Source organism: Arthrobacter oryzae, assembly GCF_037911235.1.
Classification (GTDB): Bacteria; Actinomycetota; Actinomycetes; order Actinomycetales; family Micrococcaceae; genus Arthrobacter; species Arthrobacter oryzae_E.
Genome location: NZ_JBBLYW010000033.1, coordinates 80,667 through 96,557 on the forward strand (window position 1 = coordinate 80,667; position 15,891 = coordinate 96,557).

Here is a 15,891-nt window from a genome sequence, read left to right on the forward strand (position 1 = left end):
CCGGGTCCCGGAGCCCGTCCCGGCGGGCCGGCGCCGGGTCAGCCTTCCGACCGCGCCCGGATGAGTCCCGCGAGCAGTGCAGGACCCTCCGTCAGGACCATTTCCCTGAACAGCCTGACCTGGTCCGGCTCGGCGTCATGGCCGCTGCGGCGTTCACGCCATGCCAGTCCGATTTCACGGAACGCGAGTCCCGAGTCCAGCGGCACTTCCACCCAGCCGAGGTTCCCTGTATCCGGCGTTACCGTCCGGCCGGGAGCCGGACCGCCGGGCGGCAGGATGCTGACGCCCAGGCTGGCGGACACGAGGCCCCGGACTGTGTGGGAGTCCTGGCTCTCGAAGGCGATGCGGGGCCGGAAACCCGCTTCGCGGAACAGTGCATCCGTCAGCGAGCGCATGCCGTATCCGTGCCCCATCGCCACGAACGGATCGTGCCTGATGTCCTCAAGCCGTGCGGTCTTCCGGCCGGCCAGTGCATGCTCATGGTGCACCACCAGCCGCAGCGGTTCCCGGTACAGCCCGGCTGAACCGATGCTGCGGCCCGCGGTGGCGACGGGCGCCGTCAGGGCAAGGTCGGCCGTCCCGGCCGCCAGTTCCGCCAGGCAGCCGTCCCGCGCACCCTGGCTGAGATCGAAGGCAGTCTGCGGGTGCCGGTGGTGGAACTCATTGATCAGCAGCGGAAGCGTCGCCTCGCCAAAGGTGTGCTGGAACGCCACGGCGATCCTGCCCCGCACCACCTCGGACTCGTGCCGCACCAGGTCCAGGCCGGTTCGGAACTCGTTGAGTGCCGCGTCGATATAAGGCAGCAGTGCTTTGGCCGCGGGTGTCAGCCGGACTCCCCTGCCGTCGCGGATGAGCAATTCAGTGCCCACGACGGCGCTGGCGCGGGCGAGCGCCCGGCTGACGGTGGACTGGGGCATGCCCAGCAGTTCCGCTGTTTCGGTCACGTGCTGCGTCCGCCCCAGTTCGGACAGGACGGGAAGCAAGGGCAGCAGCTGCGCAAGCTGCTTGTGCTCAATATCCATCAACGCCACCCTCCCACTGATCCACTGAAAGCATCTATTTTATGTAAATCATGCATTGGAAGCATGCGATCCGTCGATCTACGCTGGATTAATGCACATGCTGCCAACGCAGAACAGTCCACAACCCGAAGCGTGGGCGGGCCACCCGAAGGGTTCGCCGGCCTACGGACGGCTGCTGGCGGGGCTTGCGTTCGCCGGAGTAGCAACATTCGCGCAGCTCTACTCCACCCAGGCCGTGCTGCCGATCATGGCTTCGGACCTTCAGGTCTCGGCGGCCGAAGCGGCGCTCACCATCTCGCTGGCGACGGTGGGGCTTGCCGTCACTGTCATCCCGTGGTCCTTCCTCGCAGACCGGATCGGCCGGGTCCGGGCCATGGCCCTGGGCATCACGGCCGCGACCGTGCTGGGGCTGCTGGTTCCCCTTGCCCCCACTTTTCCCGCACTCCTGGGCCTCAGGCTGCTCGAGGGCATGGCGCTGGGCGGAATACCCGCGATCGCCATCGCCTACCTGAACGAGGAAGTCCACAAGGTGCACGCGGCCATGGCCGCCGGGAGTTACGTCGCAGGAACCACGCTGGGCGGGCTGGCCGGACGGCTGGTTGCCGGTCCCGTTGGCGAACTGTGGGGGTGGCGGGCGGCGGCGTTGGCCGTTTCTGCCCTGGCCGCCGCCGCCGCGGTCCTGTTCCTGATCCTGGTGCCCAAGGCGCGCGGCTTCACCCCCGCCGGCGCCGGCGGCTTCCGCGGGGCGGCAAAGACGTTGGCGGGCCATCTCCGCAATCCCCGTCTGCTGGCCCTCTATGTGCAGGCGTTCCTGCTCATGGGCGGCTTCGTTGCCGTGTATAACTACCTTGGATTCCGGTTGTCCGGGGACCCGTTCGGACTGCCGGCCACCGTGATCAGCCTCATCTTCGTGGCGTACTTGTCCGGGACGGTGACGTCGCGGCTGGCTGGTGTTCTCATGCTGAAGTTCGGAAGGCGGACCATCCTGCTGGCCGGAATCGTGCTGATGGCCGCGGGCCTGGCCCTGACATTGACGCAATTGCTGGTCCTGATCCTGGCGGGCCTCGTGGTTTTCACCGGCGGATTCTTTGCGGCGCACAGCATCGGGGCAGGCTGGACCGGCGGAATCGCCACCACGGGCCGGGCCCAGGCCGCTTCGCTGTACAACCTGGCGTACTACCTTGGCTCCAGCGCGATCGGGTGGGCCGGCGGTCTGGTGTTCCAGTCGTTCGGCTGGACGGCTCTCGCCGTGACGGTCATCGGGCTGGCATGCACGACGGCGGTGATCACCGCCGTCGTCCATCCTGCGTCAGGCGCCGGTCAGCCAAGCACCCGGCAGTCAGGCGCCGGTCAGCCAAGTATCCGGCAGTCAGGCGCCGGTGAGCGGCGGGCCGGGCAAAGCAAGCCGGCCCGCTAGCGCGTTCCCTCGATCGCCTGTTCAAGGTCCGCCACAATATCCGCGGCGTCCTCCAGCCCCACGGACAACCGGAGCAGCCTGGCACGGGGCTTTGCCTCAGCGGCAACGGGCCGGTGCGTCAGGCCGGCCGGGTGCTGGATGAGGGTGTCGACACCGCCCAGCGATACGGCGTGGGTGATCATCCGGACTGCTGATGGGATCCTCTCTGCGTGATCTGCACTGGCCAGCTCAAAGGCCAGCAGGGAGCCGGGGCCTGACATCTGTGTCCCCACCAGTCCCAGCGGATCGCACTCGGGAAGCCCCGGGTAATGGACGGCCTTCACCAGTCCGTGCCCGGCCAGGGCCGCAGCAACCTTGTGTGCGGTTGCCTGCTGCGCCCGGACGCGCACCGGAAGCGTGGCCAGGCCGCGGTGGAGCAGGTAGGCGGGCCAGGGGGTCAGGATGCCGCCGGTCACGGCACGGACCTGGCGAAGCCTGGTGGTCCATTGGGGCGAAGCCGCCACCACCCCGCCCATGGCATCCCCGTGGCCGCCGAGGAACTTGGTGGCGCTGTGCAGCACCAGCGTGGCACCGTGAACCAGGGGCTGCTGGAGCACGGGGCTCGCGAAGGTGTTGTCCACCAGGAGCGGGACGCCGTCAGCGTCGCGGGCGAGCCGCGCGATGTCCACGAGCTCCAGGCTGGGGTTGGCGGGTGTCTCCACGATCACCAGTCCCGTGTCCGGGCGAAGCGCCGCCCGCACCCCGTCCGCCGTCGTGAACGTCACTTCGGTGCCCAGGACGCCCGAGGCGAGGATGTGGTCACTCCCGCCGTACAGCGGCCGCACCGCCACCACGTGCCTCTTGCCCGCAGCCACCGTCGCAAGCAGGACGGCCGAGAGGGCAGCCATGCCCGTGGCGAAGGCCACCGCCTCCGGCGCGCCTTCCAAAAGGGCAACGCCCTCCTCGAAACGGGCAACGGTGGGGTTCCAGAGGCGCTGGTAGACGGTGCTCTGGCCATCCAGGCGCATCCCGCCGGTGGCCATTTGCTCGTACGCCAGGCCACCGTCCTGGACGGACGGAAGCGGCGCGGTGGTGGACAGGTCAATCGGCAGGGCGTGCACGCCTTGTTCGGTCAGGCCGTTGCGGCCTGCGTGGACAGCCAGTGAATCGGGAGAAAGCACGGGACTCCTTTGAATTATCCGCCATCGAATCCGGCAAGTATCTGGCAATAATTCGGAGTTTCACAGGGCTTATGAATGGAACTGTCGAAAAGTGGAGTTTATGATGAACTCATAACATCTTGAGGAGGCCCCGTGAGTAGCGGTGCGAAGAATATTCGGCTTGGAGCGGGAACGGAGCCGCTGGACGCTATCGACGAGCGGCTACTGGCCGCCCTCGTGGACGACGCCCGGATCTCGAACAAGCAGCTGGCCGAGCTGGTGGGCATTGCCCCGTCCACTGCGCTCATGAGGACCAGGGCTTTGTCCGAGCGCGGCATCATCCAGGGCTTCGAAGCAAAACTGAGCCTGTCCGCCATTGGACGGTCGGTCCAGGCGCTCATCGCCGTCCGGCTCCGCGCCCACGATCGTGAACAGATCGACCGGTTCACGTCCCGGGTACCCCGGCTTCCGGCCGTGCTGTCCACCTTCCACACCTCCGGGTCAGTGGACTACCTGCTGCACATTGCAGTCGCAACCACCGAGGACCTGCGGGACTGGGTCCTGGACAACCTGGCGACCGACCCCGTAGTGGGCCACACCGAGACCACGCTGGTCTTTGAACACATCCAGGGCAACCACGGGCCGCTGCCCGACTGAATCTGCGCGGGTTCCGGCTGATTTCCGCAAACGGTCCTGCCGGGTGTCCCCTAGCGCCAGATGTAGAGGCCGGAATGTGCGGCGCCCATGATGTCGCTCCGCAGCACGTCCAGCTGCTCCCGGCGGAGCGCCGCGGCGCGCTCATGTTGCGCCCAGTCAGAGAGGATGACCCGCCGGTGTTCGGCCCAACGGACCAGCGCGGCGCCCAGCCTGGCCGCAGCCGACTCGACGAAGGTGGGCCGGCGGTAAGGGCTGCAGGCAGCCGAACCGGTGGCGAAGACTGTGCTCATGGCGCTTTCCTTTCGGGACGTTCAGTGACGTTGCGGCCCCGGCCGCCCGCCGAAGCGGGCACGCCGAGGATGGGGAAGGCATTCAGGTGGATCTGGACCGGGCGGGCGCCTTCCTGCTCGCCTTCGTTCCTGATGTCCTCCAGCAGCCGGTGGCCGTAGGCCTCCAGCGCACTGGTGTACCGCGCCAGCTGGTCCGCGGTGAGCCGCGCATTCGCGGTGCTGATGAGCGCCGCATGGAGCCATTCGGCGTCGAGGCTTTCGCTGCCGTGCGCCATGAAGTCTGCCAGCACGGCCTGCCTGCCGTGTTCAAACTCGCGGGTGACGAGCCGGGAGGCTTCCTCCGTCGCCGGGGATGTTGCCAGCTCAGGGGACGTAATCTGGATGGCCCCGCGGGGGCGTTCCCACCATCGCTCCCGCGCCGTGCCTTTGCCTTCCACTTCCCTCACGAAGTCGTGCTTCGCCAGCTGGCGGAGGTGGTAGCTCGTGGATCCGCTGGACTCGTTGAGCAGCTCGCCCAGGCTGCAGGCCGTCTGCGCCCCGTAGCGGGAAAGCATCTCGAGGATCTGCACGCGCAGCGGGTGCGCGAGCGCCTTGAGCGACGCCGTGTCTACGCGGCGGACCGGAAACGGTGCATCCTGACCGGCCGCCGGAACAGACCCTGCGGCACCGCCTGAGGGGGCGGACCCTGCTGCTGATGACGTCGCCGCTGGAATGTCCATGCCTCAAAACTACGCTTGCAAAGAAACCTTTGCAAGCGTTTCTTTGCAACTGTTTCTTTGCAACGCTTCGTTAGCAATCGTTCCTTTGCATCGCCGCAGTGCCTCTGCTCGCAGATGCCTCTCAATGGATCTGTTGCCCGGCACGCATCAGACCGGCCGGCGGACAGCGGCGGCCAGCGTGACGCCCGCCAGCACGAATGCCATGACAGCGCAGAGCACAACGAATCCGGCGACCGCCGCGTGCAGGCCGAACGCCGCCGTCGCAATTCCCAGGCCGATCACCGGCAGGGCGCTGCCGAGGTAAGTGATCACGTAGACAGTGCTGATGATCTGCGCATGGCGCGACGCCTCCACTTTTCCGGCCACTTCGTTGAACACGGTCCGGAAGGACACACCCTGCCCCACACCCGCGGCCAGGCTCGCGGCAATGAGCAGCCACGGGCTGGACCAGGCGGCGGCAGCGGCAATCAAAAGCACCGACACGGCGAGCACGGCGAGGCCGGCCGGCACCACAAACCTCCCGCGGACGGCCAGCAACTGGCTGAGGGCGGAAGCGCCGAGCGTCAACCCGGCGAGGATTCCGATGAGTGGGCGGGAATCGGCGTCGACGATCTGGGCAAAGTAGCCGGGAGCCAGGGAAAGGCAGAAGCCGAAGACGGTGAAGCTCAGGAACCCCACGGCGGAGGCCAGCCAGAAGGCGCCCCGGGCTTCGCGCGAAACGGACGGCCTGCGAGGCCTCAGCACCGTCAGCGACTGCGGGCCCGCATCAGAGGTAATGGCCGGCCGCGCCTTGAGCAGGTAGAGCGGAACGAGCATGGCGACAAGGGCGAAGGAGTGAAGGTGGTACGGCGTGGAGGTTGGTCCCGGCAGCAGGGACAGGATTCCGCCGATGGCAGGACCGGCCGCGACTCCCCCGGCCGATGCCAGCAGGGTGAAACGCGAAGCCCAGTCGGGGCGGGCCGGCAGCAGCTCGCGCAGCGCAGCGGAACTGGCACCGGTGGCAAGTGCGACGGCGACGCCCTGCAGGGCCCGGCCTGCTGACAGCATCGCCAGGCTGTCCGCGTTGGCAAAGATCATGCCCCCGGCCAGTCCGATGACCACCGCGAGGAGCAGCGCCGCCCGGCGGCCGATGTGATCGGACCAGTGCCCGGCCAGCATGAGCGTGGACACCAGCGCCAGGACATAGGCGGAGAACGCCACCGTGATGCCGAACGGCCCGATGCCAAGATTCGCTTGGATCAGCGGATACAGCGGGGTTGCGAGGTTCGCGCCGACCAGCAGCGTGAAGATCACCACGCCGGCCATGACAAGCCGTGCCGTGGTGGAAGCGTCCCATGCCCAGCCGCCGGCGGTAGCCGGTCGCATGCGGAGTTCGCTGAAGACAGTCATCTGCGTGCCTTTGCCTGCTATGCCGGCCCCGCCTGTTCCTTGTGGAAACAGCCCGGGTCCGGCGAAGGAATTGATACCTAAATAGTGGGCCAAATCTGATCCATGGCCGTAAAATACGTGCCAAAATTGAGCAAAACAGTCAATGCTTTCTGGAAAACATGAACCGGAGTGACGATTTGAACAGCCTGGACACCACGGACCTGAAGATCCTCCTGGAACTGATCCGGGATCCGCGGGTCCAGATCGGCGAACTCAGCGACTCCCTGGGCATTGCCCGCAACACCGCGCAGTCCCGGATCCGCCGGATGCTCCGCTCGGGCCTGCTGCACGACGGCGGGCGGGAAATCGACCTTGAGGCGGTGGGGTACGACGTCGTCGCTTTCGTGACGATCGAAGTCACCCACCGGGAACTCGACGGCGTGGTAGGCGCCTTGCGCCTGATCCCGCAGGTCCTGGAGGTGCACGAGATCTCCGGCCGCGGCGACGTCTGGTGCCGGGTGGTGGCGACGGACACCCATAACCTGCAAACGGCGCTGCGGTCGATCCTCAGAATCAAGGGCGTGATCCGCACGGAAACTGTCCTGGCCCTCCACACACATATCCCGTACCGGACCGAGCCGCTCATCAGCCGCCTCGCCCAAGGCGGGCCGAGGCAGCAACCCGCAAGTCACTGGGATAATGGCACGTGACCATCATCGACAACGCCGTGTACGTGAACGGCCACCGAACCGCCGAGCCTTACGACCTTGCGCAGACGTTCGAGACCCTGGCAGACCACGGCGGCATGGCGTGGATCGGACTGTACCGGCCCACCGAGGCTGAAATGTCTGCAGTGGCTGAGGAGTTCGGCCTCCACCTGCTCGCCGTGGAGGATGCCATTTCGGCCCACCAGCGTCCCAAGCTGGAACGCTACGACGACGTCCTCTTCACCGTGCTCCGCCCTGCGCGGTACCTCGACGAAACCGAAACGGTTGAGTTCGGCGAACTGCACGTCTTCACGGGCAAGAACTTCGTGATCACGGTCCGGCACGCGGAAACAGCCGGAGTGGCCCAAGTGCGGCAACGGCTGGAGGGCCGCCCCGAACTCCTGTGCCACGGCCCGGAAGCCGTTCTCTACGCCCTGATGGACCAGGTGGTGGACGACTACGTTCCCGTCGCTGCCGGGCTGGAGAACGACATTGATGAAATTGAGGACCAACTGTTCAGCGGGGATTCCTCGGTCTCCCGCCGTATCTACGAACTGGCCCGCGAAGTGATCCAGTTCCAGCGGGCCATCCATCCGCTGCCGGGAATGATGCAACTGCTCCGGCGCGGGTTCGACAAATACGAAATAAACACGGACCTGCAGCACCACCTCCGCGACGTCGAGGACCACGTGGAGCGGCTGATTTCCCGCGCCGACACCTTCCGCGACATCCTCCAGAATGCGCTCACCCTGGACGGCACGCTGACCGCCAACCGTCAGAACGAGGCAAGCGCCAAGCAGAACGAGCAGGTCAAGAAAATCTCATCCTGGGCGGCAATCTTCTTCGCGCCGTCCTTCGTGGCCGGTGTCTACGGCATGAACTTCGACCACATGCCCGAACTGCACTGGACGCTCGGATATCCCCTGGCGATCGCCATGATGGGCGCGACGGCGGCGCTGATGTACATGATTTTCAAGCGGAAGGGCTGGCTCTAGGAGCCGCGGGGATGACCGCTTCATCCGCTGGCGGCCGGCAGCCATGGGCTGGCGCCCCGCAACCCGCTTCCCGGCCCGGCCGGATCCTGGTCCCTGGCACAGCCCGGCAGTTGGGCACGTTCGGTCTGTTCTTTCCGGCACCGGGCCAGCGGCGGACCGTGGAGGTGGCCGGCGAGCCACTCGACGTGAAAAGCGCCGAAGGTGATCTGTTGTGGACCGGCTTCCAGGAACTTACGGACTGCCCGGCTGCTGCCGGGGACTTCGCCTCCCTGGCCGCCCGGTACAGGGAGTGGGTGGTGGACGGCGTCCCTGCCCCGGCCACTGCCGGCGGTCCGGAAGGGCAGCATTCTGTGGAATGGACGCGGTTCCTGGCGGTGGTGGACCTGCTGTTTGAATCGGACGTGACCCTGTTCCTCGTCGGCGCTGCGCTTCCGGACTTCGGCGCCGAAAGCCCCCTCTCCCTGCTGCTCCGTGTGGAGTCGGACGAGGAACTCCCGGCCGGGCATTCGTCCGGAAGCTAATCCCGTCCGGACTGAACGAGGGTCACGGTGCCGGCGCCGCCGTCGACCTCCACCTGCTGTCCGCTCGAGATCCGGCGGGTTGCCACCCCGGTGCCTAGAACTGCCGGGATGCCGTATTCCCTGGCCACGATGGAGCCGTGGCTGAGCGGACCGCCAACATCCGTGACCACGGCCGAGGCCATGGCGAACAGCGGGGTCCAGGCAGGCGTGGTGATACGGGCCACCAGCACCTCCCCCGGCTGCATCCGGGAGAAGTCCTCCGGACCGGACAACACGCGGGCCGGAGCAGTGATCCGCCCCTGGCTCGCCGCCACGCCCTTGATGACGTTCCCCTGCTGGTCCTGCGACCCTCCCGGCATCATCCCGGCGAGTGAGCGCTGCAGCCACCGGATCTCCGGCAGCATTTGCGGCGCAGTGGCGTTGCGCTGGCCCCGCCAGCGCAGCTTCCGCCCGTCAACCACCTCCGCCAGCACCGGCTTGCCGGCCCCCGTGATCGCCGCCGGACTGCTCACTGCGGCGAGGCCGAATTCGACGGCGCTGCTGACTTCGCGATGACGGAGCCAGAACACGTCACCGGGGTCTGCGACGAGCCCGGCAGCAGCCAGCCGCCGTCCCAGTTCGTGGAGCATGCGCCGCATCAGAGGCCAGCCAAGTCCGACGTCGGCGAGCGCGTCCTCGCGGATCGGCGCCGGGCCCTGCGCCCACCTGAGCAAACGCGCGAACGCTGCCCTGCGGGCCGGGTGCAGCCGCGCCAGTATTCCGGCGGTGCTGTCCTCGCGGCGGGCGGCTGCCAGTTCCTGCCTCCGGTGCGGGTCGTTGCCCTGTCCGCGCAGGTAGAACTTCAGCGTGTCAATCAGCGGGGCCGGGTCGTCGGCGGGTACGGGGTTGATGAAGTCCAGGTTGTAGACCGTGTGCCCGAAGCGGTCCAAATGGAGCTGGAACCTGTGCTCCCACTGCCGCCACAGGTCCGGATCCATCCCGGCCGGAGCCGCCCCTGATAGCTGGGCGCGGGCAAGGGATCGGGTGGGCGTCCCCAGGATGGCCGTAGCGAGCCCCGGGATCCCTCGCGACCACCCGGCAAGGTCAAAGAGGGCCTTTTCTGCCCGGATGGGCTCGCTTTCGTAACCGAGCAGGAACGTCGGCGCCGGCGGATCGCCGGCCTGCCGGACAAACTTGTCGTAGAACTTCTGGAAGGCAAGTTCGCTGGACGTCGCGACCGGGATGATGGACTGGACTGCCGTGTAGTACACCGTTCCCGCATCAAGAAGGGCCGAGATTCCTTCCAGCAGCTCCTCCCCCGTGAGGTCTCCGACCGGCGTCGCCGACCAGGACTCCACCGCGTGGACGTAGCGCGGATGCGAATAATCCCGCCAGCCCTGGATTCCCATGTGGGCATCGCCCCGGATAAGGGCGCGGACAGCTGCCGGAGTCTTCCCCACGAGCCGCCACAACGCGGCCGTCCGATAGTAGTAGTACGCGTACCCGTTGACGGCAGGCAGGCCCAGGTCGCCGTCCCGGAGGCTGCTCTTGCCGAACGCCTCATCCAGCAGGGCATTCAGTGAGCGTGACACCGAACCGTCGATGAGGTCGGCAAACAAGGGCGAGAGCGGATCGGGAAGCTGTTCCACGATGCTCGCCCTAAAATAGAGCCCCTTCGGGTACGGCACGCTCCAGTCGCGCGGCGTTTCTCCCGCCGGCTCGGGCAGGGCGGTGATGGGCCGTGACTGAAGGATGAAGAATCCGCGATCGGTGCGCGCCCACTCGATGTCCTGCGGGGAGCCGAAATGCCGGGAGATACGTGTTCCGTAACCCGCCAGGGCTGCTGCCGCCGCGTCATCCAGGACTGGCAGATGCCGGCGGGCGGCAGGCACGGGTTCCTCGCGCGTGCCCCGGTCGGCGTAGGCCGTCATGATCTCCTTGTCGGCCGTCCGCCGGGATACCACTGTCCCAGTCGCTGCGTCGACGACGATGTCGTCCGTGGAAACGGCTCCGCTGACCACGGATTCACCCAGCCCCCACGCAGCGGCGATCACGATCTGGTCGCGGCGTCCGGTGGCTGGATTGGCAGTAAACATCACGCCCGCGGCCTCCGCGGCCACCATTCGCTGGACCACCACAGCCAGGCGGACCTGGTCCGGCCGGATGCCTTCCCGTGCCCGGTAGGCCATGGCGCGGGACGTCCAGAGGGAGGCCCAGCAGTTGACCACCGCCTCCATCAGGGCATCGGCACCGTGCACGTTGAGGTACGTGTCCTGCTGGCCTGCGAAGCTGGCCGAAGCGAGGTCTTCGGCAGTGGCGGAGGAACGTACGGCCACGGTGGCTTCTTCGGCTCCTTCACTGCCTGTGCCCGTGGCCAAGCCGCGGTAGGCGTCACGGAGTTCGGCGGCCACGGCTTCCGGCATGATGCCGCCGGTGAAGAGTCCGCGGATCCGTGCCGAGGCTTCCTCGTAGTCCTTGGTGCCGGCGGATGACGGCAAGGCGGCATGGTCCTGGATGGACCTGGCCAGCAGGTTGTCCCGGACGAACAGCTCGTAGGCTGCCGTGTTGACCAGGAACCCGGGAGGTACCGGCAGGCCCGCACGAACGAGTTCGCCGAGCCCGGCTCCCTTGCCGCCTGCCGTCGGGATGTCGTCCCGGCCGACCTCGCTGAAATCATTGATGTAGACCATGACCGCGGTACCTCCTGTCGGGGCCGGGCGTCCCCGCAGCCCCTGATTCACAACATACTGGCACGCGGAGTCGCATCAGGCCATGGGCGGGTATCTCCGTCACGGTCCCGCCGAAAGGCCCTTCCGCTTCCTTGTACCGCTCCTTAGTGTGGGTGCCATGGCTGCTGCATTTTCCTCCCTTGTGGAGGCATTCAGGAACATGGGTGTGGCGAGGGCGTACGGTGCTCCGGTGCAGATCGGCGGTGAGGAACTGGTTCCTGTCGCGCTGGTGTCCTTCGGGTTCGGCGGCGGCGGTGACTCCGGCGCTGGAGGCGGTGACGCCGGCACCGCGGGCGCTAGCGGGGCCGCGGAGGGCGGCGGGGGCGGCGGCTTCGTCCTCCCGCTCGGCGCCTACACGAAGAACGGGGAGGGCAAGGTGGTGTTTCGGGCCAATACGCTCACCGTTCTGCTGGGCCTTGTCCCGGTAGTGTGTGCCGTGGGAATGTCACTTCGAGGAGTGGTGAAGGCCGTCAGCGCAAGCCGGCGGTAGCCCTGATCCAGTCCAGCTCGTAGGGAACCGAGGCCGATAAATTCAGGTAAGCAGGGGCGGGCGGCAGCTCAATGGCATTCGTTACCCCCACCAGCTTCTGTTCGCCGTCGTCCGACCAGATGACAGGGCCGCCGCTGTCGCCGCGGTTGACTGACGTGTTCGGCGAATGCGTGCAGAACTGCCAGGGTCCAGCGATGTCCGGACAAGCCTCCGCGGGGACAGCCAGGAGCCGGGTTTCAAAGAGCCGACGCGGGGCATCGCACGGTGCCGCTGCGTTGAAGGGGTTCCCGGTGCAGCCGTAACCAGCCACGGTGACCTCTGCCCCGAGCGGTGCCGGCGTGGACGCAAGTTCGATGGTGGGCTCGGAAACCGCCGACTGTAGGAAGAGCAGGGCAATATCGTCCTTGATCAGGGCTGGGTCGTAGTTCGGCATGGGCACGGCAGAGGCCACTCCGATGGTGTATTCCGAGCGCCTCTGGCCGTAGTGGAATGTCACGTCGATGGCGGACGGGCTGCGTCCGTTGTAGCTGATGCAGTGCGCCGCCGTGATGACGGTGTCTTCCGTGATCAGGGACCCTGTGCAGGATCCGACTCCTTCCGGGTAGGCCAACTGCACCCTGACGGCCCACGCGTAGTCATCTCGGTCCGCCCTGCTCCCGTTGAACACCGCAAGTGCAGGCATGGCAGTTGCTGCGGTGAGCACCGCTGCCACGAGCGCCGACAGTATTGGCACCGGGCTTCGCCTGCGCCGGGTTCGAGGGGACGTTTGTCCAAGCTTGCGGGGACGGGCCTGCGTGGGGATTCTTTCGCGCATGAGGTTGCTCCTCATAGTTGCCTAGCGGATGTGGTGTAGGAACCGTGACGAATCCAGGTTCCCGGAGATCACACATCTGCGCCCAGTCGCAGCATCACAACTGTGCTCCTCCCCGCCAGCGGCCGTCAAGGCACTACGGAGGGGGACGGGCAGTATCCCGGTCAGAAGTTAGGCGGCGCGCACCTTGACCTCGCCGGGCACGGCCTCATCGGCGCCGAAGACCAGGTAACGGGTGGCGATCTTTTCACTGAAGAACCTGTCGTGGCTGACCACCACCACGGCCCCCGGAAAGTGCATGAGGGCCCGTTCCATGACTTGGGTACTGGACAGGTCCAGGTGGTTGGTGGGTTCGTCCAGCAGCAGCACCGACGCACCGGACAGCAGGCACTGCGCCATCGCCACGCGCGCCTTCTGGCCGCCTGAGAGGTTCCCGATTTTCTGTTTGAGGTCCGCTTCCGAGAATTGGAACATCGCCAGGAACCTGTTGACTGATTTTTTGGTGGCGCTGAGGGCAAGGCTGTCCGGCAGGGCGTTGACTGCATGCGAAACCGTGTCGGCGTCGTCGAGCTCCTCGAGCATCCGGTTATAAGAGACAAAGCCGGGTCCCTTGGCCCAGGCGACCACGCCGGCGTCTGCTTCTTCCTCACCGGTCAGCACCTTCAGGAGGGTCGATTTCCCGCTGCCGTTGGAGCCAAGGACGACGATCCGGTTGCCGCGCCTGATTTCGAAGCCAAGGTCCTTGAAGAGTGCCTTGTCCCCATAGGACTTCCCCAGCCCTTCGACCCGGCAGAGGACGTCCTTGACGTGCAGTCCGCCATAGATCTCGGTGACGATCTGGTCCACCGGCCGGGGTGTGCGGGACTTCTTGATCTTTGCAAGCTGGTTTCCGAGGCCGCGGCTGGCAGCCTTGGCAGCCTCGCGGCGGTCAGCGATGCCTTCAGCTTCGAATGCCAGCAGCTCGGATTCGTGCACAAATTGCTGGTCGAGGGATTTGAGCCGGAACTGCTTTTGCACAATGTATTCACCGAAGTTGCCCGGGTACTCGTGCAGGTGGAAATTTTCCACTTCGATGATCCTGGTGACGACGGCGTCAAGGAATTTACGGTCGTGCGAAACGATGATCGCCGCGCCCTTGAAGTCCCGGAACCAGCTTTCCAGCCACTCGACACCGGCCACGTCCAGGAAGTTGGTGGGCTCATCGAGGAGCAGCACGTCCGGGTCCTCCAGGAGGATCTTTGCCAGTGCCGCCCGGTTGCGCCAGCCCCCGGACAACGCGTCGATAGCGCACACCCGGTGGGCGTCGCTGAAGCCCAGCGTCGTCAGGACCTTGTCAATCCGGCGGGGATAGTCCCAGCCGTCGAGGCGGTCCATGTCCTCGAACAGTGCGGCCTGGCGTTCTATGAGCCTGTCAAGTTCTGCGCCCGCAGGGTCCCCGGCGATGGCCGTGTCGATGGACGCCAGTTCGGCCTCGACGGCCTTGATTTCCGAGAACAGACCGTCGAGGACCTCGGTTATCGTTGATTCCCCGTTAAGTTCGGAGAACTGCGAGAAGTAGCCGATCCTGGTTCCGGGATCCACCGTGACGGTTCCGGACTCCGGGGTAATCCGGTCAAGGATCAGCTGGAGCATCGTGGTCTTGCCGGAACCGTTCTTGCCGATGAGTCCCACCCTGTCGCCCGCTTCCAGGCGGAAGTATGCCTCGCGCAGTATCCGGGTGGTATCGAATCGCACGCTGACGTCTTGCAGCCGGACAAGGCTCATTGCTGCTGTCCTCTCGGGGGTGGTTCGTGGGCGTGTGCCGGACCGGCAACGAGAAAGCTCCCTGATCCGGCGCTGGCGCCTGATCAGGGAGCTTGTTCAGTGGAGCTAAGGGGATTCGAACCCCTGACCTCTTCGATGCGAACGAAGCGCTCTACCAACTGAGCTATAGCCCCGGGCCGCCGCTGTTCCCTCTGTGTAACTCCGGGAACAGGCAAACCGGTGTCCCTAGGCTACAAACTATCGGCCCGCTTCGCCAGCCAGCGTTCGAATGTCTCACTTTCGGGGTGCATTTCCTGCATCAGGCGCGGCGGCGCTGCAGGACGTCGTCCAGGTTGCTCAAGGCGCTCTGAGCCTTGGTCAGGGACTTGGGGACCGCTGCGCCGGCAGCCGGGGCGGCAACCTGGCCCTGTTTGAGGGACGGCTTGCCTACGGCTTTCGGGGCTTCAGGCAGGTCCAGCGGCTCCGGGGCTGCACGTTCCGCCTTGGCAGCTTCCACGTATGTCGGTTTGGGAACGTCGACCGGTTCCCAGCTGGATTCCACGCTGACTGCCGAGCCCGGTGCGGTGGCGGTCCGGAGCGCGGTGTCTCCGGAGGCCTTGGCCTCGGCGAGGGCCGCTTCACGAAGTTCCTGGGCAGTCAACGGTTTGATCTTCGGTTTGTTGCCCGCCTCCGCGTCGAAAAGCGGGCTCTCCGGGGCATCCACGGCCGGTTCCCTGCTGGGACGGGGGACGGCAACTCGCATCTGCCGCTGCGGGGCAGTCATGGCCGCCCGGAATGCCGCATTCATCCTGGCGCGCCGGTCGCGTACCGCCAGCCGCCGCAGCAAAGCGACTGCTGCCATAGCCGTCAGGAAGGCACCCACAGGCAGCCAGGACGAGCCCGCACCGAACATACGGAAGACACCGGCCACCATCCCCGTCAGCAGGGAAACCAGCCCCACGAGGGCGATCGCGCATCGTCCGTATCGGATCCTCAGTGCGCCCGGACCCGCCTTGGCCGGCTTCGGGCCGACGGCGGGTGTCAGGGATGCCTGCGCGGATCCGGTGGCCTGCTTGGTTTCCATTGATTTCTCCTGCTGGGCGGCCATTTTCATGACGTTTCCGGCTTGGGGGGTTGCGGGTTCGGCAAGGTTGAGATCGGACATCAGCTCGGCTGCGGGTTGGAGCTGATGCCGGCGGTTCCTGAGTACATATGGGGCTACCCACACAATCCAGAGCGCGACAGCGACAACAAGGATCACTGAGCTGCTAAGGGGGAAGTCCACATTCAAAACCGTATGAGCA

15 protein-coding genes and 1 tRNA gene are annotated in these 15,891 nt (G+C 66.3%); 6 read left to right on the forward strand and 10 right to left on the reverse strand.

The window, feature by feature from the left end; translation table 11 throughout:
- Window positions 1-38: 38 nt before the first annotated feature.
- A complete protein-coding gene (locus WMN78_RS09700; RefSeq protein WP_340533539.1) occupies window positions 39-1,022 on the reverse strand; it encodes a LysR family transcriptional regulator in 984 nt (327 codons plus the stop codon).
- A gap of 97 nt (window positions 1,023-1,119) precedes the next feature.
- Between WMN78_RS09700 and WMN78_RS09705 the strand changes: the two genes are divergently transcribed.
- Entirely contained in the window at window positions 1,120-2,439 is a 1,320-nt protein-coding gene (locus tag WMN78_RS09705; RefSeq protein WP_340533594.1) for an MFS transporter, read from the forward strand.
- Here the strand turns inward: WMN78_RS09705 and WMN78_RS09710 are convergent.
- Window positions 2,436-3,599: a PLP-dependent aspartate aminotransferase family protein gene (locus tag WMN78_RS09710; protein ID WP_340533540.1), complete on the reverse strand. Its 1,164-nt coding sequence runs from the start codon at window positions 3,597-3,599 to the stop codon at window positions 2,436-2,438. The two genes, WMN78_RS09705 and WMN78_RS09710, sit on opposite strands and share 4 nt — an antisense overlap.
- Window positions 3,600-3,731: 132 nt before the next feature.
- Here WMN78_RS09710 and WMN78_RS09715 point away from each other — a divergent pair, with 132 nt between their 5' ends.
- A complete protein-coding gene (locus WMN78_RS09715; protein WP_043483179.1) occupies window positions 3,732-4,235 on the forward strand; it encodes an Lrp/AsnC family transcriptional regulator in 504 nt (167 codons plus the stop codon).
- Between the two features lie 50 nt (window positions 4,236-4,285).
- Here WMN78_RS09715 and WMN78_RS09720 read toward each other — a convergent pair whose 3' ends face one another.
- The 3 genes from WMN78_RS09720 to WMN78_RS09730 form a co-directional block, all read right to left on the reverse strand.
- The gene (locus WMN78_RS09720; protein ID WP_340533541.1) at window positions 4,286-4,525 is read right to left on the reverse strand and encodes a 2-nitropropane dioxygenase; all 240 of its coding nucleotides are present in this window, start codon (window positions 4,523-4,525) and stop codon (window positions 4,286-4,288) included.
- Complete coding sequence (locus WMN78_RS09725; protein WP_340533542.1) at window positions 4,522-5,244, reverse strand: helix-turn-helix domain-containing protein; 723 nt, start codon at window positions 5,242-5,244, stop codon at window positions 4,522-4,524. Before WMN78_RS09725 ends, WMN78_RS09720 begins: the two co-directional genes overlap by 4 nt.
- A 147-nt stretch (window positions 5,245-5,391) precedes the next feature.
- Entirely contained in the window at window positions 5,392-6,633 is a 1,242-nt protein-coding gene (locus tag WMN78_RS09730; protein WP_340533543.1) for an MFS transporter, read from the reverse strand.
- Window positions 6,634-6,791: 158 nt separating this feature from the next.
- Here WMN78_RS09730 and WMN78_RS09735 point away from each other — a divergent pair, with 158 nt between their 5' ends.
- The 3 genes from WMN78_RS09735 to zapE are packed head-to-tail and all read left to right on the forward strand — an operon-like array spanning window position 6,792 to window position 8,835.
- Window positions 6,792-7,322 carry an Lrp/AsnC family transcriptional regulator gene (locus tag WMN78_RS09735; protein ID WP_340533544.1) on the forward strand — a complete coding sequence of 177 codons (531 nt, stop codon included), beginning with the start codon at window positions 6,792-6,794 and terminating at the stop codon, window positions 7,320-7,322.
- Complete coding sequence (gene corA, locus WMN78_RS09740; RefSeq protein ID WP_340533545.1) at window positions 7,319-8,314, forward strand: magnesium/cobalt transporter CorA; 996 nt, start codon at window positions 7,319-7,321, stop codon at window positions 8,312-8,314. The genes WMN78_RS09735 and corA overlap by 4 nt, the downstream gene beginning before the upstream one ends.
- A gap of 11 nt (window positions 8,315-8,325) precedes the next feature.
- Window positions 8,326-8,835 carry an AFG1/ZapE family ATPase gene (gene zapE, locus WMN78_RS09745; protein WP_340533546.1) on the forward strand — a complete coding sequence of 170 codons (510 nt, stop codon included), beginning with the start codon at window positions 8,326-8,328 and terminating at the stop codon, window positions 8,833-8,835.
- Here the strand turns inward: zapE and WMN78_RS09750 are convergent.
- Window positions 8,832-11,504, reverse strand: coding sequence for a PEP/pyruvate-binding domain-containing protein (locus WMN78_RS09750; RefSeq protein ID WP_340533547.1), 2,673 nt, complete (start codon window positions 11,502-11,504; stop codon window positions 8,832-8,834). The genes zapE and WMN78_RS09750 overlap by 4 nt on opposite strands.
- Window positions 11,505-11,661: 157 nt before the next feature.
- Between WMN78_RS09750 and WMN78_RS09755 the strand changes: the two genes are divergently transcribed.
- Window positions 11,662-12,033: a hypothetical protein gene (locus WMN78_RS09755; RefSeq protein ID WP_340533548.1), complete on the forward strand. Its 372-nt coding sequence runs from the start codon at window positions 11,662-11,664 to the stop codon at window positions 12,031-12,033.
- On the opposite strand, the gene WMN78_RS09760 is transcribed toward WMN78_RS09755, so the two are convergent.
- The 4 genes from WMN78_RS09760 to WMN78_RS09775 all read right to left on the reverse strand — a co-directional run bounded on the left by WMN78_RS09760 (window position 12,014) and on the right by WMN78_RS09775 (window position 15,872).
- A complete protein-coding gene (locus WMN78_RS09760) occupies window positions 12,014-12,766 on the reverse strand; it encodes a S1 family peptidase (protein WP_340533549.1) in 753 nt (250 codons plus the stop codon). The two genes, WMN78_RS09755 and WMN78_RS09760, sit on opposite strands and share 20 nt — an antisense overlap.
- Before the next feature lie 249 nt (window positions 12,767-13,015).
- Complete coding sequence (locus WMN78_RS09765; protein ID WP_340533550.1) at window positions 13,016-14,608, reverse strand: ABC-F family ATP-binding cassette domain-containing protein; 1,593 nt, start codon at window positions 14,606-14,608, stop codon at window positions 13,016-13,018.
- Between the two features lie 100 nt (window positions 14,609-14,708).
- Window positions 14,709-14,781: transfer RNA gene (locus WMN78_RS09770), tRNA-Ala, on the reverse strand.
- Window positions 14,782-14,906: 125 nt separating this feature from the next.
- Window positions 14,907-15,872, reverse strand: a complete 966-nt coding sequence (locus tag WMN78_RS09775; protein WP_340533551.1) for a hypothetical protein — start codon at window positions 15,870-15,872, stop codon at window positions 14,907-14,909.
- Between the last annotated feature and the right edge of the window lie 19 nt (window positions 15,873-15,891).